The organism is Streptomyces sp. CG 926 (assembly GCF_003148825.1).
GTDB lineage: Bacteria > Actinomycetota > Actinomycetes > Streptomycetales > Streptomycetaceae > Streptomyces.
The window spans coordinates 67,075-89,448 of record NZ_QGGZ01000023.1; the positions used below are offsets into that span (position 1 = coordinate 67,075).

Consider the following 22,374-nt stretch of genomic DNA (forward strand, 5'->3'; position numbering starts at 1 on the left):
TCAGCTCTCGATCGGTGGAGGCTCGATCTGATTTGCCCATCGACAGGTCCACTGTGTCAGGTTAGCCTTCCCTAAGTTCGCTTCGGGCTCCGCTCCTTCGGCGTGCCCTGCCCCCGGTTCCCCCACGCATGGCAATCGGCTGCCCCCCGCACGATTGGGAGTCACATGTCACAGGATCTGTCCGATGACGCGCCCCTGATCCACGACCTCATCGGCATCGGCTTCGGCCCTTCGAACGTGGCCATGGCGATCGCGCTCAGCGAGCACAACGCCGGCGTCGGACCGCAGGAAGCGGTCACCGCCCACTTCTTCGAGCAGCAGCCCCGTTTCGGCTGGCACCGCGGCATGCTCATCGACGACGCCACGATGCAGGTGTCCTTCCTCAAGGACCTCGTGACACTGCGCAATCCGGCGAGCGAGTACAGCTTCCTCTGCTACCTCCAGAGCAGGGGCCGCCTGATCGACTTCGTCAACCACAAGAACCTCTTCCCGCTGCGCGTCGAGTTCCACGACTACTTCGAGTGGGCCGCCGCCAAGGTCGACGACATGGTCTCCTACGGATCCGAGGTCGTCGCCGTACGCCCGGTCCTGCGCGACGGCGTGATCGAGTACGTCGACGTGACCGCCCGATCCGGCTCGGAGCTCGTGGTCCACCGGGCGCGCAACCTGGTGATCGGCACCGGCCTGCGACCCCGGATGCCGGAGGGCGTGGACCGTACCGAGCGGATCTGGCACACCTCGGAACTCCTGACGCGGGTGGCCGCGTTGGGCGGAGCCGACCCCTCCCGGTTCGTCGTCGTCGGCGCCGGCCAGAGCGCCGCCGAGAACGTGGCCTTCCTGCACCGCACCTTCCCCCGGGCCGAGGTCTGCGCCGTCTTCTCGCGCTACGGCTACAGCCCCGCCGACGACAGCGGCTTCGCCAACCGGATCTTCGACCCCTCGGCGGTCGACGAGTACTACACCGCCCCCGAGGAGATCAAGCGCAAGCTGATCGAGTACCACGCCAACACCAACTACTCGGTGGTCGACATCGACCTCATCGACGACCTCTACCGGCAGGAGTACCAGGAGAAGGTCCTGGGAACCGAGCGGCTCCGCTTCCTGAAGGTGTCGCGGCTCGCGGACGTCACCGAGACCCCCGACCACGTACGCGTCACCGTCGAATCGCTGGTCACGGGGGAGAAGGAGGCCTTGGCGGCCGACGCGCTGGTCTACGCCACCGGATACCGCTCGGCGGACGGCCTCGGACTGCTCGGTGACGTGGAGAAGTACTGCCGACGCGACGGCCTCGGCCGCGTCCGCGTGGCACGCGACTACCGTGTCCGGAGCGCGCCCGAACTACGCTGCGGCATCTACCTCCAGGGAGGAACGGAGCACACGCACGGCATCACGTCCTCCCTGCTGTCGAACACGGCCGTCAGGGTCGGCGAGATCCTCCAGTCCATCGTCGCCCACGGCCGCGTACCGGTACCGGCCTCCCGTACGGCGCCCACCCCCTGAGGACCCGCACCCATGCTCTGCACCAGGCTGACGAACGCCACCTTCCTCACCATGGACCCGGACCACCCCGTGGCCCGCGACCTGGGCATCTGGCACGGCCGGATCGTCGGCCTGGACGAAGCCGTGACCGCACTGCCCGCCCGTGAGGTCGTCGACCTCCAAGGCGCCACCGTGCTGCCCGGTTTCATCGACTCCCACGTCCACCTGGCCTGGACCGGACTGAAGGCCACCACCCCCAGCGTGGCGCCCTGCGAACGCGTGGAGGACGTGCTCGCCGTCGTCGCCGAGGCGGTCGCCCGCGCACCGCGCGGCGCGTGGGTGGACATCGGCGGCTACGACCAACGAGCCCTGGGCCGGCACCTCACCGCCGCCGAGCTGGACAAGGTCAGCGACGGCCGCAAGGTGTTCATGCTCCACGACTCGGGACACGGCTGCGTCGTCAACACCACCGTTCTCGACCTGCTCCCCGGCGAACTCGCCCACGGCGAAGGCTTCCTCGCCGAGAGCGCCATGACCACCGCCCGCCGACTCCGCCTGCCCTACTCGCAGGAGGAGATCGCCGACGCCGTCGAACACGCCGGCCGCACCTGCCTCGCCGAAGGCGTCACCGCCTGCGCCGAGGCGGGCATCGGCGGCGGACTCCTCGGCAACAGCCCGGTGGAGCTCGGCGCCTACCAACTCCTGCGCGACCAGGGGCGGCTGCCGCTACGGGTCCAGCTCATGGCGGCTGCCGACACCCTGCGGCCCGTGACCGCGCACGCCGCCGACGGGATCCCCCGCGCGATCGACCTCGGCCTGCGCACCGGCTTCGGCGACGACTGGCTCTCCCTCGGCGCGCTCAAGGTCTACACCGACGGCGGCATGATGGCCCGTACGGCCGCTCTCACCCGCCCCTACGAAGGGACCGACCACACGGGGGAGTTCCAGGCCGACCCCGAACGGATCACCGAGACCATCGTCGACGGTCACCTCGCCGGCTGGCAGCTCGCCGTGCACGCCATCGGGGACCGCGCCGCCGACCTGGCCCTGGACGCCCTGGAACGCGCCCAGCGGCTGCGGCCCCGACCCACCGCCCGGCACCGGATCGAACACGCCGGCCTGGTCCGGCCCGACCAACTGGCCCGATTCGCCCACCTCGGAGTGAGCGCGGTGGTGCAGCCGCACTTCCTGCGCTCCTTCGGCGACGACTACGCGGCGGTGATGGGCCCGGAGCGGGCGCCCTGGATGTACCGGGGCCGGGGATTCCTGGACCACGGCGTCACCCTGGTGGGTAGCTCCGACCGCCCCGTGACCGACGGATCGCCCCTGCGGGCCGTCCAGTTCATGGTGGAACGGGCCTCCGCCTCCGGCCGCCTCATCGGCCCCGACGAGGGCATCACCGTCCACGAGGCCCTGCACGCCTACACCGTGGCGGGCGCCTACGCCTCCCACCGGGAGAACAGCGCGGGCACCCTGGCTCCGGGCCGGTGTGCGGACCTGGCCGTACTGGGTGATGACCCGAGGCGGGTCGACCCCTCGAGGATCGGAGCCATCGAGGTCGTCGCGACGTACGTGGCCGGCAGGCGCGCCTGACCTGGAGCCCACACGTGCCGTGCCCGTTACGCGACGGCTTGCAGGCCCGAAGCTACATCCGCGGGGCTCGGTGCGGTCGCCGCCGTCGAGCTTTCCCCGTGGCCTCACACACGAGGCGGCAGCACCTCGATGATCTCCGCGATGCCCGCGACAGATCGGGCCTCGTGCATGAAGATCACACCCCCGGGCTGGAGGTGCTGCCACTGCCCGGGCCGCGGGGGAGCCAGGCGGACCCTGTGCCGCATTGTCCCTTGTCCAGGACGCTCCGTGCATGGGTCCCAGCGGTCCGGGTACGGACGGTGGGTGCGGCACACTTCGCAGGGTGATCACGATGCAGCCCGTGTTGGAGATGTACGCACCTGACGGCTTCGACCTCTGGCCTGTCGCCGACATCGAACCGTTCGACTTCCTGCCTCTCGGCGGGGAGCTCTCGCCCGCCGCGGTAGGGGCGGCGATGATGCGCATCGCCGACTACAACAACGTCGACTCCGAGGACGCACTACGGTCGGCCGACGCGCTTGGCTCCTTCTTGCACGGACTGCTCACACGCGAGGACGACGTCGTCGCCCCCGGCGGTCTGCGGGTCATCGACACCTCCACCGGAGTCTTCTTTCAGCCCGGCTGCTGTGACGGGCTGGAGAGCTGGCGCGACTGGCATCGGTTCCTCGACGACGGCGACCTGCTCGCATTCGGCCACGATCCCGTGTCACCCGTTGCCGAGCTCTTCGGTGACACCGTCAAGCTCACTGTCAACGCCGAGTGTCGAGACAGCCCGGTGATCGCGCTGTCCGTCGCCGAGCTCCGCCACCTACTCGTCGGTGCCGAGCGCGATATGGCCGACTTCCACGCCCTGGCGGCCGATTGGACGTCCAGGCACCTGCCTGATCACCGTGCTCCCGTCACCGCCGCTCTCGCCCGCGTTCTTGACCTGCCCGTCCGACCGTGACACGGGAGGCGTAGGACGATCGGGGGCTGGGAAAGGCCGTCGTGCGCGGACGCGTTGAGCATGGCGCGCGCCGGTGTTTCCGAACCAATCATCAGCAGTGCTGCTTCCAGCGTGTGCAGGGGCGAAGTCGCCCTCGGGGTCGTCGCGATGCAGGCGCGCGAGGTCAGCACAGCACCGTCATGACCGTGCTGCCGGCAGAGCCCGCCGACATGCCGGCGGCCAAGGCGGGCCGGGTAGCTCAGCGAGGGCGTCGGTCGTCGACCTCGACGGATACGTGTGGCCACGACGCGGCGCACCGTAGCAGCTCATCCCTCGTCGGCGTCGCGCTCGCCGCACGCACCGGTTCGATCGGGTGGAAGTGGACGGTGGTGCCCGTCGTGCCGTCGTCCGTGATCGGTGCCAGATCGGTCACGGGAACGCCGTACTCGTACCGCTGGGTCCATGCTCCGCCGCGCCGGCGGTTGGTGTGGACGAGCCACTCGCTGAGCGCCGCCACCACCGACATGCCCCGGCGTGGTTGATCATCGGGGAGCAACTGTGCGTCGGGGTGGTCGAAGAACCGGAGGTCCTTCGACGCCATGATCGGCTTCTTCACGATCTGGCCGTGCTCGTCGAGGCGGGTGTCGGTGCCCCGCCCGGCATCGGCCACCGACACGGAACCATCGGGGTGGAGGGTGACGGTACAGCGTCCGCCGCCGTTGGACTCCGCCTCGTCGGCCGCATAGGCGACGACTTCGAGGATGAGGTGCCGGACACCACCAGGGGCGAACGCCGCCGGATCCTGACGGATGCGCGCGAGGTGGTCGAAGTCCACCTCACGCGCCCAGTCGTGCGTCGTGTTGCGCCAGGAGGCTCTTGAGGTGTCCATCGGTCAAGTATGCCGAACGGTCGGCGCCCGACCTGGGCACTCATGACGCTCATGACCCGGCGTCCCACCGGCCGGGAGCAGGTGGGAGCAGGGGAACCCCGCTCAGGCGATCACGCGTGCTGTCGGGCGAACTCGTCGGCGAGCATGCCCATCATCACCACATCGCGGTAGCGACCGGCAAGGTAGACCTGCTCACGCAGTCGGCCCTCCTCCGTGAAGCCGAGCTGACGGTGGAGAGCCAGCGATGCGTCGTTGTGCGCGAAGATCCGAACCTGGCACTTGTGGTACCGGCTCTCCTGGAACATGAAACGGAGCAGCAGGACCGCGGCCTCCGCCGCGTAGCCCTTGCGGCGATGCTCGGCACCGATCGTGATGCCGTACTCGAACCAGCCCATGCGCGCGTCAGCCTGGTGCGAGCCGACAGCTCCGACCGTCTCCCCTGTGTCCACCGCTTCCACCACCAGCTGGAAGCGGTCGCCGTCGGGCTTCGCGGCCGCTCCTTCACCGGCCCGGATGCGGTATCCCTCCGCGGACCGAGGCGGGTTGACCAGGTCTCCCAGGCCCTCCTCTTCCGCCGCGAAACGCATGAACGCAGGTGCATCACCAGGCTCTATGCCACGCAGACGTACGCGCTTACCCACCCAGAACGAAGTCATCCTGTATTGGATCATTCCGGGCCGGTCGAGTCCACCTTCGGTTGTCGCGCCCGCTTCTAGCGGCGCCCGCGCAGGCGGTCGAGGAGCCGGCCGGCCTGTGCGCGCTTGCGCGGGTCGGCGGCGGCCCGACGTGCCGACGCGACCGCCCGCTGTCCCTGCGGGCCGCGCGCGAACCGCTTGATCCTGTTCAACAACGCTGTCATGACGCCTCCTTGGGGTTCTCAGCAGGTCGTGTACCCCGAGGCGGGACGGACATGTGCGCGCGGCCGGGCGGAGCTTTCAGGCGGGCTGCGGCGTGAGTCGCTTGAGGCCCTTGCGGTCGTAGTAGGCGGTCATGGCGAAGCCGAACAGCAGGGCAAGCACCGTGCCGACCGCGATCATGATCCAGGAGCGGGTGAGGCCCGCGTCGCCCCGGGCGTCGAAGTAGAGGATCGCCCTTACGCCGTCGCTGAGCTGACGCATCGGCTCGAAGTGGGAGAGGAAGCGGTAGAAGTCGGGGACCGCCTGCAGCGGGACGGTCGCCCCGGAGGAGGGCAGACCCAGCACGATGAACACGAACATCGACACGAGCTGGCCGATGCCGCCGAACGCGGCGTTGATGGCCTGCACGCCCAGGCCGACGGCGAGCGCCGCGCAGTAGGAGTAGATCCACAGGAGCGGCAGGTGGGACGCGTCCATCCCGAGGATGCCGATGCAGGCCAGCATCACCAAGGCCGTGCTGACGAGCGTGATGCCCGCCGTCATCAGCATCTTGAGGAGCAGCGTCTGGGTACGGTCGATCGGCACCGTCGGGCGGCGGGTGTGCCACGGGCCGATCTCGTTGTCGGCATAGCCCAGAGCGGTGTCGACGCCGTTGCTGATGACATTGCCTCCCATGAACCCGGCAAGCACCAGCAGCAGGGTGTAGTAGAAGGCCGTCAGACCGAGACCGCTCTTCGCGCCGATCGGGTGGCCGACCCGCGTGACGACGTCCACCGGGTCGGCCAGCAGCAGCTTCGCCGTGGGACTCGCCTGCGCGCCGGCGGCCGCCGTGAGCTGCTCGCCGACCGCGTGCGACGCGCGGTGGGCGGCCTGCGTCGTGATCTGACTCGCCAGCGAGGACCCGAGGCTGCCCTTGCCGGGGTTGGTGAGCACCGTGATGGTCGGCCGCTTCGTGGCCCCGGACGTGGGGAGCGCCGTCACCGAATCCGTGAAACCGGCCGGTACCACCAGCGCGCCGTAGACCTTGCCCGAGTCGAGCTGGTCCTGGGCCTGGGCAAGGCTCAGCTCGCGCCAGTCCGCCTTTCCGCCGGCGGGGTCGGAGGCGATGGTGGTGGTGATCTGCGTGCCCAAGTTCTGCGGCTGCCCCGGCGGCGGCTTGCCCGTGTCCTCGTTGACCAGGGCGATCGGCAGATTGCGCAGTTCCGCGTTGGGATTGACGATGCCGCCCATGTAGAGCAGCGACAGCAGCAGGGCGAGCAGTCCCGTCAGGATCGTGGGGACCAACCACAGCTGGGGGCGGCGCACCAGCGCCGCGGCAGTGGCTTCGGGGGCGACGGTCGGGGACATCGGTCTCCGTAGCTTCCCGGCGGGCCGGGATCGAGGGGCGGTGGGAGCGGCGGGGCCGCCGGGCACCCTCAGGATGGTCTGCCCACCGGGGAAGGCCGCCGTACGCTCGCGCTCCGGTCGCGAACCGGCGTACGGGACCACCGGAACGGCCCACCCCGGCCTACGGTCACCAGGCCCAGCGGAAGCCGGCGGCCGCGTGTTCCAACGCCGGGACGAACCGGTGGACCGAGCCGTCCCCGGCGAGCGCGACCGGCGTCTCGCCGAGGACCGTGCCGTCCCGATGGTGGTCCCAGGTCGCCCACCAGACCCGGGCCGGGCGCGGCGCCGGCGGGAACTCGACGACCAGGTCCACGTTGTCGGCGCGGGCATGCGCGACCCTGCGGTACTCGGTCACCCGCTCCCGGAACGGGCCGTAGCCGACCTCGTACTCGAGCGAGGCGATCTGGCCGGCCGCCAGCGGGGCCGGGAAGACCAGTTCCACGACCGGCGTGCTGCCCGGGAACTCCCGGCGGGCACCGACCCGGGCGCCGCGCAGCATCGTGACGTCGACGGCGCCGGGCGGCAGCCGGCAGGGGAAGGACCGCACCCCGTCCTCGCACGCCATCACCGCACGGGTGGTGCGGTGGCGCTCCGGAGCGCCGTCACGGCCGATGACGTGCCGCTCGAACACCGAGACGGTGCGATGGCGCTGCCGGACCGGAAGATACTGCGGCAGCCGCAGCGTGTGCGTCACGGGGCCGCCCGCATCCGCCGCCGGGGCCACCTGCGCCGTCCCCGACCACAGCGCGCGCAGCGCCATCGCGTCGGCGCCGTCCATCGCGAAGGCCGCGACGAACCACTCCAGCGTCTCCCGGCTCAGGAACTCCCCGGCGAGCGCGCGGTGCACCCGGTCCTTCAGACGCCGTGCCAGATCCCGCTCCGTGTCCGGGCGTTCACCGCTGTCCCACAGGTGCAGGGCCAGCACCCGCGCCACCGCCGAGGAACTCACCGGGCCCGGCGTGCGGCGCACCTCCTGCTGTTCCCACCGGGTGCGGTAGGCCGTGCGCTCGGCCAGCAGCCGGCGCAGCAGATCCGCCGTGGCGGCGGCCGTCACCCGGCCGTCCGCGCTCCGTGTTCCCGCCATGCGGTGGGCCCGCCCCTCCCGTGCGACACGACTGCGACGGAGCGGTGGTGCACTCGTACCGGACCGCGCCCGCGTACCGCCCCCCGTTCCGATGGGAGCCTACCCATGAACACCCCGACCGCCGACCGGACTTCGTCCGATCCGTACCCGGCGGAGACCGTACTGGAGCAGGCCTTCGCCGACGGGGCGCGGGCCGACCTCACGGGGGCGGCGAGCACGGCCGCCCGTACGGTACGGGCCACCGCGCTCGCCGCGCTGCTACGGGGGGTGCGGCGGCCGGGGACGGCCGCGGGGCGGGAAGGGGCGCCCGCCCTGCGGCTGCGCGGCGCGCGGGTGAGCGGTCGGCTCGACCTGACGGGGGGCGGAGTGGCCCCGGAGATCCTCCGGATCCGCTTCGAGGACTGCGAGTTCGACGAGCCGCTCGTGTGCGCCGACGCCCTGCTGCCCGGCCTGGCCCTGACGCGATGTCACCTGCCCGCCGTGGACGCGGACCGGATACGGGTGCAGGGCCGGCTGGAGCTGCGGGGCTGCACGATCCCGGGCGGTGTGCGGCTGGAGCGGGCCCGGGCCGAGACCGACGTGGTGCTGACCGGCAGCACGCTGGGACCGGGTGCCGACGCAAGAGCACTGGCCGCGGAGGGCATGGTCGTCGCCGGAGCGCTGGACCTCGCGGGGACGGCGGCGTCCGGGATGGTGTTCCTGGCCGGGATTCGGGTGGCCGGCCCGGTGCGGCTGGACGACGCCGCGGTCCGCGCGCCCGGCGGTGACGCGCTCGTCCTGGACCGGTCGGTGCTCGGGGACCGGCTGCTGGCCCGCCGGCTGGTGGTCGACGGAGCGCTGCGGATGTTCAACGCGGACGTCGCGGGCAGCGTCCGGCTGACCGGCGCCCGCCTCACCCACCCCGACGGCATCGCGCTCGGCGCCTCCGGGGCGACCGTACGGGGCGCGGTGTGGTGCACGGCGCCGTTCACCGCCGCCGGTGAGGTCCGCCTGACCGGGGCCGAACTGCGCACCCGCCTCGACCTCTCGGGAGCCCGGATCGGTCACCCCGGCGGACTCACCGCCCTGGCTCTGGACCGGCTCTCCGCGTCCGACGTGAGCCTGCACGGCCTGACCGTCACCCGCGGCACCGTCTCCGCCGCCGGGATCCACGTACGCGATACCCTCGACCTGCGCGTCGACCGGGCCGACGAGGTGAACCTGGACCAGGGCACGGTGGGAGTACTGCTCGACGGCCCCGCCCACTGGCCCGCCAGGGCCCGCCTCGCCGGACTGTCCTACCGCGCCCTGCACCCCGTCCTGCCCGCCGCCGAACGGTTGCGCTGGCTCACCCGCGACCCGTCCGCCGAGGCAGCCGCACAACCGTACGAGCAACTCGCCCAGCACTACACGGCCCTCGGCCGCCCACTGGACGCCCGCAAGGTCCGCTACGCCGCCCAGCGCCGCCACCGGGCAGCGCTGTCCGGGCCGATCCGCTGGTGGGAGGGCGTACTGCAGGTGACGGTCGGCTACGGCTTCCGGCCGTGGCGGGCCCTCGGCTGGCTGGCCGCCCTGGTGGTGCTCGGCACGGTCGTCTTCGGGTCCCTACCCCCGACCGCACTGGAACCGGAGAAAGCCCCGCGCTTCCAGGCGGCGGCCTACACACTGGACCTCCTCCTGCCCCTGGTGAATCTCGGCCAGGAGACGGCTTTCCAACCGGTGGGCGCCACCCAATGGTTCGGCTACGCGCTGGTCGGCATCGGGTGGGTGCTGGCATCGGCGGTGGGACTGGGGCTGGGCAGATCCCTGTCCGGCGGCTGAGGCGGCCGTGGGGGAGCGGCGGGCAGGACGGAACAAGACGGCACAGGGGCGGAACAGGGGAGGAACCTTGCCCGACGAGAACGGCATGAAGGAACCGCAGGTGATCTACCGGCGCGCACAGGACGGCACGCCCGTACGCGGAGACCTGGTGGACGGCGAAATGCTGTGGGGGATGGCGGTGGTCGGCGGGCCCCGGGAGGTCCTGCTGCGGGAGCGCGACCGGGAGGCGCCGGCGCCCCCCGAGGACGGACCCGCAAGGGCGGACGTGCGGATCGAATTCCACGGGCCGGGCCCGGCCGACGCGTGCCCGCCGGAGGCCTTCCGACCGGCCGAGGAGGAGGCGCCGGGAATCGGGGACGCCGTCGACCGGTGTCTGGACGGGACCGGAGCCGAAGGCGCCTTCGTCCGCCTGCTGATGGAGCGGTTACCGGAGCGTGGACACGCGTTCTGGCTGATCGGAGGCGCTGTGCGGGACCTGGTGGACGTGGGCCCCGAGGCCGAGCCCAACGACCTGGACTTCGCCGGGACGCTCCCGCCCCTGGAGTTGCTGCAGGAGATCGAGGACCTGTACGTCGACGCCGGCCTCGGCGACTACCGGCCGGGGATGAGCGGACCCAGCCTCGTGGTCCACCTGTCGCGGCCCGAACAGGGCGGCCCCCGCATCCTGGAGTACAAGGCACTCGCGGTGACCGACTTCCTCTTCTCCGCCTACGGCGGCAGCCTGACCGACGACGTCACCTCCCGCGACCTGACCGTCAACAGCCTCTACTACGACCACGGCAGGCGGCTGCTCGTAGACCCCTCCGGAGAGGGCATCGCCCACCTGAGGGCCCGGCCGCGCGTGCTGGCCAGCCGCAACGCGGAGCGGCCCGCCGGACGCAGCGCCGGGGTGCTGCTCAGGTTCGTCAAGTTCGCCGTCCGCTACCCGGACGCGGACGTCACCCGTCTGCGGGACTGGGCCGCCGACCTGCCCGCCGACCTGCCCGACCGGCTCGGTGAGGCCGACTGGCGGGCGCTGCGGTACTCCTGGCGCAGCCATGTCCCCGACGCGGGCCGGCGCCGAGCCCTGGAGGTCGCCGGGCTGCTGGGACCCGCCGCCGTGGCACTCGTGGACCGGCTCGCCGAGGGGGCCCACGCATGAGCGCCGTGCACCGGCCGCTGACCACCTGGGTCCGGGACGCCCGTCCGAGCGGGACTGCCCCGGGCGACACCACGCCGATCCCCGGCCAGGTCCGGGGGAACGGCGCCACCCTCCCGTCCGCACCAGGACCGTTCTGGGCCGCCCACGGCCCCGTCAACGACGGCGACGAGCGCGCGGACGCGCGGAGCCTGGACCGCTTCCGCACCGGCTGGGAGCGCGGCTCGCTGCCGCTCGCCGACGGTGGCCACGCCCTGGCTCTGATCGAGCCCGCCACCGGCGCCGCCGTGGTGGAACTCGACGACCTCGGAGTGCCCTTGCCCGCCGATCCCGCCACGGCCGAGGTCGTCGCCGCGATCGAACGGCGCTGGCCCGCCGAGCGTCTGGAGCCGGCCGAACAGGCCCTCCTCACCGCGGCCCACCCCGGGTTGCGCTACAGCCTGCTCGACCGGCTCGCGGCCGAGGGCAGGCCCGAACCCGAGTGCTTCCACGTGCTGCCGTGGGAGCGCGTGGACCGGCTGGCGGACGAGGTGACCGCGGCCCTGGGCGCGTCCGGACCGGCGCAGGGCGCCGCCGCCGCGGGTCGCCCCGTACGGCTGCGGCACTACTTCGCGCCCGCCGGGTCCCGGTTCACCGCCGCACTGGAACAACTCGGCTCCGCTCTGCGCGCGGCCGACCCGCGGCGCCGACGGGTCGCGACGACCGCCCTGTGCGCACGACTCGCCGGGGCCGCCACCGGCCGAATCCCGCAGCCGACCCGGGAGCGGCTGATCCGGCTGCTCGACGCGGTCGGCCGCGGCGACGCCTTCCTGTACGCCACGGCCGCACTCGCGGCGGAACGGCTCGCCGGCGCCTTCGCCGCCCCGGGACTCGGGAATGCCGGGGTCGGGACCGCAGGGGTCGGGATCGCGGACGTCGTCTGGCACCGGCTGGACTACGGCAGGCCGGCCACCGTACGGAACCGGTTCGCACCCCTCGCCTCGGGCGGAACCGACGCGGCCGAGGACGAGGTGCTGCGCGCGGCGTTCAGCCTCACCCTCACCGTGCAGGACGACGGCCGGCTCTACGTCGCGGTCTCCGCGCCCTTCGACACCGCCACCGCCGCGCTGCTGGCCGGGGGCTACGACGAGGTACTGCTGCTGCCCGTGCACGTCACCGGCGCCGCCGAAGGCAGCGAGCTGTACGTCCTGCTGACGCCCTTCTCCGACAGTCTGTCCGGCGACCTGGCGATGACGGTCGCGGCCGAGAGCGAGGTCACCGCGGACCAGGCCGGTCCGCCGCTCGGCCTCGCGGACCTCCCGTTCCTGGACCCCGAGGCCGTCCGCCGGACGCTGGCCTGCCAGGTCCGGGCCTCCGACCGGCGCCGCTGGCGCCAACTGCTCGACCGGCTCCCCGCCGGCCACCCTGTAAGGCGCGGCTCGGAAGGAGCATGAGCGGGATGACGGTGCTGAAGGAGACGACCATGACCGCCGTCGGGTGGGGCCGGGGCCGGGGCGGAACGCTCGACGAGCTGGACACCGCCCTCGCGTGCGCGCGTCAGACGGCCGTCGAAGCCGGTCGCGTGCAGAAGCTGATGTCCATGGACCCGGGCGCACTGGTCGCCTGGCTCTCCCGCCTGGTCGAACGGTCCGACACGGACGCCCTGCGCCTGCTGTACACCGGGGAGGACACCGCCCTTCATGACGCCCTCGGTGAGATCGAAGTGGCCGGGTCCGACGACGCTCTGACCGACGGCCTGCGCAGGGCCTCCGGCCAAGAGGTGTTCGATCCGCGGGAGTCGCGGCCGGTCCTGGACGCGGTACGGATCCAGGCCGCACTCGCGCTCGACCTCCTCGTCCCGGACCCGGACCCGGATCCGGACGAGGGGCGCCTCGCGGTCGCACTGGCCTGGTACCGCGGCGCCGGGGCGACCGCGGACCTTGTCACCGAGCCCTGGAACCCGGCCGACCTCGCCCACGGCGACGAGCGGCTCAGGCGCTCGCTGGACCGGCTCGCGGCCGCGGCGGGGGACGCCGTCCGTACGGGACCGGTGCTGGCCGCGGCCATGGCCCTGTGCCGGCTGGCACTGGGCCGGCTCCCCGGGCCCGCCAGGAGCCCGGCGGCGGTGCGCGTCCTGTTCGACCACCACGGGGTGGGCGCCTGCGGGAGGCTCACCCTGACCCTGCTGCCGGGCGGGCCCCGTGGCCTGGTGCCCGACCCCGAGACCATGCCGCTGTTCACCGCCGACCACCACTACGCCGCGGCCATGGCCCGGGCCTGGAACGCGTCGGGGCAGCGGGTGTCGGGGACCGTGCTGTGGTCCCTGCAGGGGTTCGCGCTCGCGGGCGACAAGGTCGCCCCCAAGGGCTCGGTGCCCTACCGGATCGCGGGACCGTCGCTCGGCGCGGCCTTCGGGGTGCTGCTCGCCGAGACCGTACGCGTCCGGCAGCCGGCCCTGCGCAAGAGCAACGGCCGGGTGTGGTTCGCCGCCCTCGGGCGGCAGGCTCTCTTCTACCGCCGGGTCAAGACGAGCAACTCCGTCACGGCGGACGTCACGGGAGACGGCGAGCTGGTCTCGGTCTCCGGGTTCCGCGCCAAATTGAGCGCCGCACATGACCTCGGCGTGGTCGTCGTCGCCGAGTCGGACGGGCGCGAGGCACGCGCAGTGGCCGGTGAACTGCTCGGGAGACAACCGGAGATCGCCACCGCGTCCGACGTGCCGAAGGCTCGGCGCAAGGCCAGCTCGCTCAGCTGGCCGGTCGTCGCCAGGCAGGTTGTCGCGACCCTGCTCGCCGTGGCCCTGGTGTTCGCGTACCTCGCCCACGACCAGTCGCAGAAGACCGCGGCGGAGAAGCGCGAGAAGCAGGCGCGGTCCCTCCTCAACGAAGCCACCGCCGTCCAGGATTCGGATCCGGGCCGCGCCCTGCGGCTGGCCCTGTCCGCACACCGCATGAGCCCGGGCGACGCCTCCCGCAACAGCCTGTTGCGCATCCTGCTGGAGACCCGCTACCGCGGCGAGGTACCGCCGGTGGCGGGCACCCCGGGGCCGACGGCGCTCGGCTACACGGGCGGCGGCCGTACCCTGCTGACCCGGGACGCCGACCGGATCACCGTCCGGGACGCGGCGTCCCGTGCCACGGTGGCCACGCTTCCGGTGCCGCCGGGCGCGAAGACCCTCAAGCCGCAGCGCGAGGTCCCGCCGGTCCTGGTACCGCTGACCACCCCCGGGGGCTCGGCCGTGCTCATCGGGACCGCCGACCTCCGGGTCGAAGTGTGGAGCTTCGCGGACCCGGCGAAGCCGCGGCGACTCGCGGAACTGCCGGGCGGCGGTCAGGTGCTGCAGGCCGCCGTGAGCGCCGACGGCCGTACCCTGGCCACCCTCGGGCCGCTCGACCCGAAGGCCGGCGGCGACTCGGTCGCCCCGGAGGCCCTCACCGTGTACGACGTCACGGACCCCGCCGCCCCCCGGAAGAAGGGGCAGCAGGCCGCCTACACCACCACACCGGACACCGACCTCGTCGGCCTCGCGGTCAACGCTTCCGGCAACCGGGTCGCCGTCGCCGACGACCGCAACATCCGGGTGCACGACACAGGGGCCGCCGGGCTCCCGGTGACCGTCACCATCGAGCCAGGTCCGACCACGGGACAGAGCAACCCCACCACCGGCGTGGCCTTCCACGACACGCTCGACGACACCCTCTACACCGCCACCACGCATCCCCTCGCGGCGGGAGTGGGCGCGGGCAACCGGTTCATCGACGTCTGGAGCATCTCCCCGGAGCGGACCGGCCCGGGATACCGGCACGAAGCGGCCCTCCGAGGATCGAGTTGGGTGGTGCACGGGCCGCAGGGGGGTGCCGTGGCACGGGACGACTCCGGGGTGATCCTGCTGGGCAGCGAGGTCGTGCTGCGCAGGACGGCGGGCGCGACGGCGGCAGCGAAGCCCCCCTCGGCCCTGGACACCGTGCCGCCGATCGCCTACAGCCCGGACGGGAGGCTGCTGGCGATCGGCGGCGACGACGGCACGGTGCGGTTCTGGGACGTCTCCGCGCAGACCCAGCCGCCGACCCCGCAACCCCTCACGCGCTACGAGACGGCCGCGTACGCCGCGCGCGCGTCGGTCCTGGCGGTGACCCAGTTCGTCGAAGGCACCACGAAGCAGGAACTGGAGACCGTCCTCTTCGACGCCGCGGCCGGATCGCCGTTCCGGCGGCTCGGTGCTCTGGAGGCGCCCGCGGACCTGTTGGGGATCGACCAGGACGCCACCCGCATGGCTGTGTTCGAGGACGGCGAGCTGTCGCTGTGGGACGTGAGCGACCGGACCCGGCCGCGCCGACTGGCGGCCACGTTCCCGCTGCCCGCGGACGTCGTGGCGGACAGCGGACGCCCGAGCGGGTCCGGAACGGGACGTACGACCGGAGGCGTCACCTCCTTGCTGGTCGGCCCGCAAGGGAAGACCGTGGTGGCGGTGCGCGCCGAAAATTCCGAGGCGCTGGTCTGGCGGGTGGAGGGCGACGGGAGCCACGCCGCGCCGTTCCAGAGGGTCATGTCCGGCACCTCCACCCCTACGGTGGACGAGCAGCGCGTCCCGGGGACGGGCATGCCGGAGCCGGGAGCGATCCCGGGCGACGGAGCCGGCCCCGAGGAGTACGAGACAGCGACCCCCGGCGCGGGCCCGGACTCCGGATCCGACGCCGTCCTGGACCTCGACTCCGGCGTGGTGTCCGAGTCCGGCAAGGAGGCCGGATTCGTCCCCCACTCGGGGGGCGGCGGGGCGTTGTCCCCCGACGGGCGGACACTGGTCCTGGACGGCGGATCGACGGGCCTGACCGTGTGGGACCTGTCCGACGCGGGGAAGGCCCGACGGACTCGGACCATCCCCGGTACGACCCCAGGGGGTCGGCTCCTCTTCAGCGAGGACGGCAGCGTTCTCCGGTCCGGGGCTCGTGGTTGGCGCTTGCCCGACTCGGGCAAGGGCGAGGCCGAGCCCCTCGACGACCTTCCGATGCCCAAGGGGGCCCACACCATGGACGTGTTGGTGGAGGGGACCTGGGGCGCGCTCGCCACCACCTCCGGATATCGGGACTTCACCACCTGGCTCGTACGACCGGACATGGAGCCGGTCGCGCTCGGGCACGACGGCTTCGGCGAGCACCCCTGGGCGTTCGCCCTTCCGCCGGGCCGTCTCCTGCTGGGATCCCTGGTTCTCGCCCTACGGGACGTCACCGAGGCGGTGACGGCCGCCCGCGACCCCCGAGCCGCCGCCTGTGCGGCAGCGGGTGGCGGCCTCACCCGTACGGAACTCGACACCTATGCCAAGGGAGCCACGTGGCACCCGGCCTGCCCGGGCACCTGACCGACGAAGCGCAGGGGGTCGGGGGTGTGTAGCGTCGTGATCATGGAACCGTTGACCGGTACGACCCCCATCACCGACCAGGCGCCGGCAGATCCGGCCGCCACCGACGACATGCTCGCCACCCAGCCCATCGGCTACTGGAGCGGCCTGGCCCACACGGCGGTCACCCGGCAGCTACGGGACGCCATGGCCCGGATCGATGTGACGCAGCCGCAGTACTGGGTCCTCAACCGGGTCGACAGCGGGCTTCCCGCGCCCGGTCGGGAGGAAGTGGTCACCCAACTGACCCCTCTGGCGGAAGGACCGCACGAGATCGCCCGGGTCGTGGACCAGCTGCTCCACCGTGGCTGGCTCACGACCGACGACCGGCAGCGCCTGCACCTCACCGAAGCCGGGGTAGCCGCCCGGGTGCGGCTGCGGCAGCTGGTGACCGAACAGCGCGCCGTGGTCCATCAGGGGATCAGCGACGAGGAGTACGTGGCCGCCCTCAAGGTGCTGCGCAGGATGGTCGCCAACGTCGAGCGGGCGGAGCCCCAGGCTCCTTGAGGGCCCCGGCCGGCGCCGGCCGGGCCCGTACGGGGTTCAGCCGGTGCAGGTGATCTGGAAGGGGACCGGGTTGGAGGTGGTGCGGATGGGGCTCTGGAGCTCCACGGCCATCCCGGTCCTCAGGGTGCCCGTCTTCGCGTAGGCCGTCAGGCGCACGGTGTCGCGCTTCGTCGGCTCGGCCTTGTCCCCGACGGACAGGGTGCGCCAGTGCGGATCCACCACCGAGCCGTCGCCGGACACCCAGCGGTAGGAGATCAGTGTCGGCTCGGACGCGGTGAAGGTCGCGGTGAACGCCGGGGCCCGGCCCTCCGGGATGGGGCAGCTGCCGGTGTAGGTCGTGTTCGTGCCCGCCACCGACAGCCGTAGGCCCGAACCGGTGCCGGTGCCGGTCTCCGCGTCGTTGCCGTTCAGCGCGTACGCGATCCCGCCGCCGATCAGTACGCAGGCGGCCACGCCGGCCGCGACGAAGGCCACCGTACGGCGCTTGCGGGGCGGCGCGGCGACCGCGTCGGGGCCTGCGGTCGCGCGCGTGGCGGGTCCTGCGGAGTCCGCCAGGACGCGGGCGCCGGCGGTCGTGGTGGCGTCCGGATGGGCGATCTCCCGGAGGGCTTCGGCGGCTTCGCCGGCAGGCGTCCGCTCCGCGGGCTCCTTGCGGAGCAGCCCGGCGATGACCGGCGCCAGCGGTCCGGCGCGGGTGGGCACCGGCGGTTCCTCGTCCACGACGGCCCGCAGGGTGCTCAGCGCGGTGTCGTGCCGGAACGGGGAGAGCCCCTCCACGGCCGCGTACAGCAGCACACCGAGGGACCACAGGTCGGACTCGGGGCCCGAGGGGCGGCCCAGCGCCCGCTCCGGCGGCAGGTACTCGGGGGAGCCGACCAGCTCGCCGGTCATGGTCAGCGCGGTGCTGCCCTCGACCATCGCGATACCGAAGTCGCTGAGCACGACCCGCCCGTCCTCGGCGAGCAGTACGTTCGCCGGCTTGACGTCCCGGTGCTCCACCCCGACGGCATGGGCGGCGCGCAGCGCGCTCAGCACCTCCCCGCCGATGTGCGCGGCGTGCCGCGGGGTGAGCGGGCCCTCGGCCCGGAGCAGATCGGCGAGCGACTGTCCGCGGATCAGTTCCATCACGATCCAGGGCCGGTCGTCCTCCATGACCACGTCGTGGATCGTGACCACGTTGCGGTCGGGTATCCGGGCCGCCGCCCATGCCTCCCGCTCCAGGCGGCCGTACATCCGCGTGATGTCACCGGGCCCCAGCCCGGCCGGAGCCCGTACCTCCTTCACCGCGACCTCCCGGTACAGGGTCTCGTCGCGGGCCCGCCACACGGTGCCCATGCCGCCTTCGCCGAGCCGGGACAGCAACCGGTAGCGGCCCGCGATCAGCCGGTCCCCGCCCGCGGCGTCCGTACCTGCGGCGGTGCCCGCGGCACTGCCCGCGGTGGTGGCCGTGAACGCGGTCTCCGACACGGTCTCGTCTTCGTCGTAGTACATGGGGGCGGTTCTCCTTCTTGGCGCCAGCCGACGCGAACATCACGTACGGCCCCGGCCCCCGGTTCAGCGGGACTCAAAAGATTCCAAGAGATTCCAAGAAATGGTTGAACCGAACACCTTCTCGATCGCGTGTTGTCGGCGTACGGGTAATCAGCGGCATCGTTTCAAGGAGTGTGGAGTGCCTTCGGTCATCGTTGGGCGCACGGGTCCGTTCACCGGACAGAGCGTGGTCCTGGGCGCCGAGCCCCTCAGTTTCGGGCGCAAGAGCGACAACGGCGTCGTGATCGTCAGCGCCAATGCCTCCCGGCTGCACGCCGAGATCCTCGCGGAGGACCCCGGGTTCGTCCTCTACGACCGCGACAGCCGCAACGGCACGTTCGTCAACGACCGGCGCGTCACCCGGCACGTACTGCGCCCGAACGACTGCATCCGGATCGGTGACGAAACGTTCCTCTACGAGGCGCAGGACGCCATGGAGACGGTCATGGACCTTTCCCTCCTGGACGTCCCCCGAGTGAGCACCACGGACCCCGGCACTCTGCGGGTCACCGTCACCGGCGGTGGCCCGGTGGGTCTCGCCTTCGCCCTGGCGCTCGACGAGATGCTGCCCGGCCGGACCACCATCACCCTCTATGACGGACGCTGGACCAGGCAGGGCTCCGCGATCGTCTGGAAGGACGAGACGCAGGGCAACTTCCGCCGCCAACAGGTGGTGACCGTCCAGAGCCGCCAGTACCTCGCCCTGCCCGAGGAGGTCCTCGGCGCGCTGTTCGACGACGACGGTGCCTACTCCGAGATGTGGCCCGTCGGCCCGGACTCGGTCGACGGCCGTCCGCCCCGCAACATCCGGATCGCCCACATCGAGGACCGACTGCTGGACCTGGCGAACCGGCGGCCCGCGATCCGTCTCGTCCCCGAACGATTCGACGCGACCGAGCGGCAGAACCGGATCAGGCAGGAACACGTCCTGGTGGTCTGCGAAGGCGGCCGCTCCCGCACCCGCGAGCACTACGCCGACCGCTTCGGCACGGCCGACGCCTCGATCTACTCCCTCGACGGCGAGCACCTTCAGGACGTCGTGCTGGGGCTGCGGGTCAAGTCGAAGCTGCCTGACCCGATGAGCGTGCTGCTCACGGTGTCGCAGAACCGTTTCCTGCTCAACTCGCTGCGCGGCGAGGGCTTCCTGAACATGCGGCTCACCCGGGAGGAGGCCAAGAACGTCATCGGCATCGACCCGGTCCGCCAGGTCTTCGAGGAGTGCATCGCCGCCCGCCCCTGCCTGATGAGCCGCCAGGAGGAGGACAACGAGTTCCGCTGCCCCACCCACGGCACCCTCTTCCTGCCCGCCCTGCTGCGCAGCTCCCCGCTGTGGAAGGAGATCCGGCAGGGCCTTCGCCTGTTCGGGGTGGCCGAGGACGACCTGTCGGCGATCACCTCGTTCCGGCTGGACATGGTGCAGCGCCCGCGGTTCACGGCGCAGCTGCACCGGCCGACCACGACCAGCCCCGGCACCTTCGGCTTCCTGCTGGGCGACGCCGCCAACGCCATCCACTTCTGGCCGGGCCGCGGCCTCAACAGCGGCCTCGCCTCCGCCACGTCCCTGGCCCGTTCGCTCAGCCGCGCCTGGCAGGGCAAGCCGCTGCGGGACGCCGACTTCATCCGGCACGAGGCCGCCATGTCCATGCTCCAGTACCGGCACAAGAGCCGGGCCTGGAACGCCATGGTGACCACCGACGACCAGGGCGTCACCCGCGCCATCCGGGACATCATCGCGCGCGCCGCGGAGGCCGGTGCCGGTGCCGGTGCCGGCGACCCGGAGGGGAGCGACCTGGACGCGCTGCTGGAGCGGATGGCCGGGATCCGCGACCGGCTGGGGTCCCGGCTGCCCGGGCTGCCCACGGACGGTGAACTCCGCGCCCACCTGGCCTCGATCGCTCCGGCCACCCTGCGCACCCTGCGGGAGAGCGGCGCCTGGGACACCCTGATCGTCGGTGGGGAGGAGGCCGACATCGACCTCTTCTACCAGTCGGACTCCCCGGTCTTCGTACCCCGCCCGGCCGACCCGCGGAGCCTCCCGTTGCAGCAGGTGTAGCGCCGGTGTGCCGCCTGCCCGCCGCCCGCCTGCCCGCCGCCGCCCGCCGCCCGCCGGGGCCCCGGCGGGCGGCCGGCCTGAGCCGGGGGATAGCCTCGGCCGATGATTCCCGGGCAGCCTCCGAAGGCCATCACGCGCCACCGCGACGGGCGGATCCACGCCTACCTGGTGGACCCCGCCGCCCTCGGGCCGCTGGAGCCCGCCGCGGTGTTCCGGCCGCGCGCCGGCGACGAGGTGGAGGAGTCCGTGGTCCGGCCCGATCTGGAGCGGGTCGTGTACACCACGCGGAACGCGGTCGTCTGCCTCACGCGCTCCGGTGACCCGGTGTGGACGTCGGCCTTCGCACCGCACTCCGACGTGCGTCACGGCCATCGGCCCGGCTGTTCGCTGTCCTTGGACGGCCGCACCGTGTGGGTCTACCGGCCCGACGTGATGGCGCAGCGCGGGGTCGCGGACCAGTGGGTCGTGTACGACGCCGACAGCGGGGAGGTCCTCGCCCGTACGGAGTTGGAGACCGTCGGGCACGGCGGTCTCCACCACGTGCACCCGGCCGACGGCAGTGTCTACCTCGACATCGGTGAGGGCCAGGACGGGTCCGTCATCCTCCGGGGTGTGACCGACGCCGACGGCGCACCGCGTTTCGTGACGTACCCGTGGCCGGACCGCTGCCTGATCGACCTGGCACCGGGCGGGCAGCAGTTCATGACCGTCGACCACGAGCAGGGGGACGTCGCCTTCCACGACCACCCCGGCGGAGAGGTGCTGTTCACGCTGCCCGTCGATGCCTTCGGGTACGACCCGGACGACACCTTCCTGGAATGGAGCGGCGGCTACCTGACCCCGGACACGGCGGTCGTCACCCTGGGCGGTGAGCGCGAGGACGAGGAGGAGTGGTTCCGCCACCACCTCGTCGACGTGCGCACCGGCGTGCCCTGCGGTGAGATCGACCTCGGCGTGAGCAACCCGTACGAGGGGGTACCCCTGGGCGACGGCTCCTGGCTCACCGAAGGCCCCGACGGCCACCCCGTCCGCCGATCCCGTCCGCCGCAAGGACGGTCGTAGCGGCGCCGTCGAGACCGTCCCGCGCGCATGGTCACGGCCGCATGCCGATGAGCCGAGGAAACGGCTTTGCGCCCCGCGTGAGCGGCATGGATGCTTGCCCGTCGGAGGTGGTGACGATGACGGACGTCGTGTTGAAGTTGTCGGCCAGGGACTTGACGCATGCGGACCTGGCCTCGTGCGGGTGGGCGGGATCGGACCATCACCTGGCCGGCGTCGCCGGGCAGGTGGAACGTGCCCGGATCGGGGAGGTCGAATACCTGGCCGTCTGCGCCGCAGCCGACATCCCCGTGGCGAAGGGCGGGGTCGACTACCGGGTCAAGGAGGGCGTCGGCACGTTGTGGCAGCTGGCGGTCCACCCCGCACTGCAGTCGTGCGGGATCGGCACCTTCCTCGTGGACGCCGCGGAACTACGGATCAGGAACCGCGGCCTGCGGCAGGCCGAGCTGGCTGTGGAGGAGAACAACCCCCGGGCACGTGCACTGTACGAACGACTGGGATATGTCGCGTACGACCGGCGGCCGGACGCGTGGGACGAGCAAGCTCCTGACGGATCGCTGCGCCGCTACGAAACCATGTGCACGCTGATGCGGAAGGAACTCACCTAGGGCTTGTTTTAGAAGTTGCTGGCGTGCCGTCGTCCGGGGAAGTCGCGGGCGGCCATCCAGATGGTGAGGTCGCGGGCGATCTGGTCGATGCT

17 protein-coding genes are annotated in these 22,374 nt (G+C 72.4%); 11 read left to right on the forward strand and 6 right to left on the reverse strand.

What is annotated here, in order from left to right:
* Window positions 1-165: 165 nt before the first annotated feature.
* The 3 genes from BCL76_RS37230 to BCL76_RS37240 all read left to right on the forward strand — a co-directional run bounded on the left by BCL76_RS37230 (window position 166) and on the right by BCL76_RS37240 (window position 4,018).
* Window positions 166-1,500, forward strand: a complete 1,335-nt coding sequence (locus BCL76_RS37230) for a lysine N(6)-hydroxylase/L-ornithine N(5)-oxygenase family protein (protein WP_109783935.1) — start codon at window positions 166-168, stop codon at window positions 1,498-1,500.
* Between the two features lie 12 nt (window positions 1,501-1,512).
* Entirely contained in the window at window positions 1,513-3,072 is a 1,560-nt protein-coding gene (locus BCL76_RS37235; protein WP_109783936.1) for an amidohydrolase, read from the forward strand.
* Window positions 3,073-3,403: 331 nt separating this feature from the next.
* Complete coding sequence (locus tag BCL76_RS37240; protein WP_219934020.1) at window positions 3,404-4,018, forward strand: hypothetical protein; 615 nt, start codon at window positions 3,404-3,406, stop codon at window positions 4,016-4,018.
* Window positions 4,019-4,256: 238 nt separating this feature from the next.
* On the opposite strand, the gene BCL76_RS37245 is transcribed toward BCL76_RS37240, so the two are convergent.
* The 5 genes from BCL76_RS37245 to BCL76_RS40435 all read right to left on the reverse strand — a co-directional run bounded on the left by BCL76_RS37245 (window position 4,257) and on the right by BCL76_RS40435 (window position 8,213).
* Entirely contained in the window at window positions 4,257-4,886 is a 630-nt protein-coding gene (locus tag BCL76_RS37245) for an ATP-binding protein (RefSeq protein ID WP_109783938.1), read from the reverse strand.
* Between the two features lie 110 nt (window positions 4,887-4,996).
* The gene (locus tag BCL76_RS37250; RefSeq protein WP_309136886.1) at window positions 4,997-5,557 is read right to left on the reverse strand and encodes a GNAT family N-acetyltransferase; all 561 of its coding nucleotides are present in this window, start codon (window positions 5,555-5,557) and stop codon (window positions 4,997-4,999) included.
* Between the two features lie 41 nt (window positions 5,558-5,598).
* Window positions 5,599-5,745, reverse strand: a complete 147-nt coding sequence (locus BCL76_RS39350) for a hypothetical protein (protein WP_181382893.1) — start codon at window positions 5,743-5,745, stop codon at window positions 5,599-5,601.
* 76 nt (window positions 5,746-5,821) lie between these two features.
* Complete coding sequence (locus tag BCL76_RS37255; protein ID WP_109783939.1) at window positions 5,822-7,090, reverse strand: YhgE/Pip domain-containing protein; 1,269 nt, start codon at window positions 7,088-7,090, stop codon at window positions 5,822-5,824.
* A gap of 166 nt (window positions 7,091-7,256) precedes the next feature.
* Complete coding sequence (locus tag BCL76_RS40435) at window positions 7,257-8,213, reverse strand: hypothetical protein (protein WP_146228512.1); 957 nt, start codon at window positions 8,211-8,213, stop codon at window positions 7,257-7,259.
* Between the two features lie 105 nt (window positions 8,214-8,318).
* Between BCL76_RS40435 and BCL76_RS37265 the strand changes: the two genes are divergently transcribed.
* From BCL76_RS37265 to BCL76_RS37285, 5 genes are all read left to right on the forward strand, one after another.
* Complete coding sequence (locus BCL76_RS37265) at window positions 8,319-10,013, forward strand: hypothetical protein (RefSeq protein ID WP_109783941.1); 1,695 nt, start codon at window positions 8,319-8,321, stop codon at window positions 10,011-10,013.
* Between the two features lie 67 nt (window positions 10,014-10,080).
* Window positions 10,081-11,154, forward strand: a complete 1,074-nt coding sequence (locus BCL76_RS37270) for a hypothetical protein (protein WP_109783942.1) — start codon at window positions 10,081-10,083, stop codon at window positions 11,152-11,154.
* On the forward strand, window positions 11,151-12,584 hold the full coding sequence (locus BCL76_RS37275) for a hypothetical protein (protein WP_109783943.1): 1,434 nt from the start codon (window positions 11,151-11,153) through the stop codon (window positions 12,582-12,584). The genes BCL76_RS37270 and BCL76_RS37275 overlap by 4 nt, the downstream gene beginning before the upstream one ends.
* A complete protein-coding gene (locus BCL76_RS37280; protein ID WP_181382894.1) occupies window positions 12,581-16,486 on the forward strand; it encodes a hypothetical protein in 3,906 nt (1,301 codons plus the stop codon). The genes BCL76_RS37275 and BCL76_RS37280 overlap by 4 nt, the downstream gene beginning before the upstream one ends.
* Before the next feature lie 42 nt (window positions 16,487-16,528).
* Window positions 16,529-17,032: a MarR family winged helix-turn-helix transcriptional regulator gene (locus BCL76_RS37285; RefSeq protein WP_109783954.1), complete on the forward strand. Its 504-nt coding sequence runs from the start codon at window positions 16,529-16,531 to the stop codon at window positions 17,030-17,032.
* Window positions 17,033-17,068: 36 nt separating this feature from the next.
* Here the strand turns inward: BCL76_RS37285 and BCL76_RS37290 are convergent, their stop codons facing one another.
* Window positions 17,069-18,523, reverse strand: a complete 1,455-nt coding sequence (locus BCL76_RS37290; protein ID WP_109783945.1) for a serine/threonine-protein kinase — start codon at window positions 18,521-18,523, stop codon at window positions 17,069-17,071.
* Window positions 18,524-18,701: 178 nt separating this feature from the next.
* Here BCL76_RS37290 and BCL76_RS37295 point away from each other — a divergent pair, with 178 nt between their 5' ends.
* From BCL76_RS37295 to BCL76_RS37305, 3 genes are all read left to right on the forward strand, one after another.
* A complete protein-coding gene (locus BCL76_RS37295; protein ID WP_109783946.1) occupies window positions 18,702-20,615 on the forward strand; it encodes an FHA domain-containing protein in 1,914 nt (637 codons plus the stop codon).
* A 102-nt stretch (window positions 20,616-20,717) separates the two neighbouring features.
* Entirely contained in the window at window positions 20,718-21,677 is a 960-nt protein-coding gene (locus BCL76_RS37300; RefSeq protein ID WP_109783947.1) for a hypothetical protein, read from the forward strand.
* Window positions 21,678-21,793: 116 nt separating this feature from the next.
* Window positions 21,794-22,282, forward strand: coding sequence for a GNAT family N-acetyltransferase (locus BCL76_RS37305; RefSeq protein WP_109783955.1), 489 nt, complete (start codon window positions 21,794-21,796; stop codon window positions 22,280-22,282).
* Window positions 22,283-22,374: the final 92 nt, after the last annotated feature.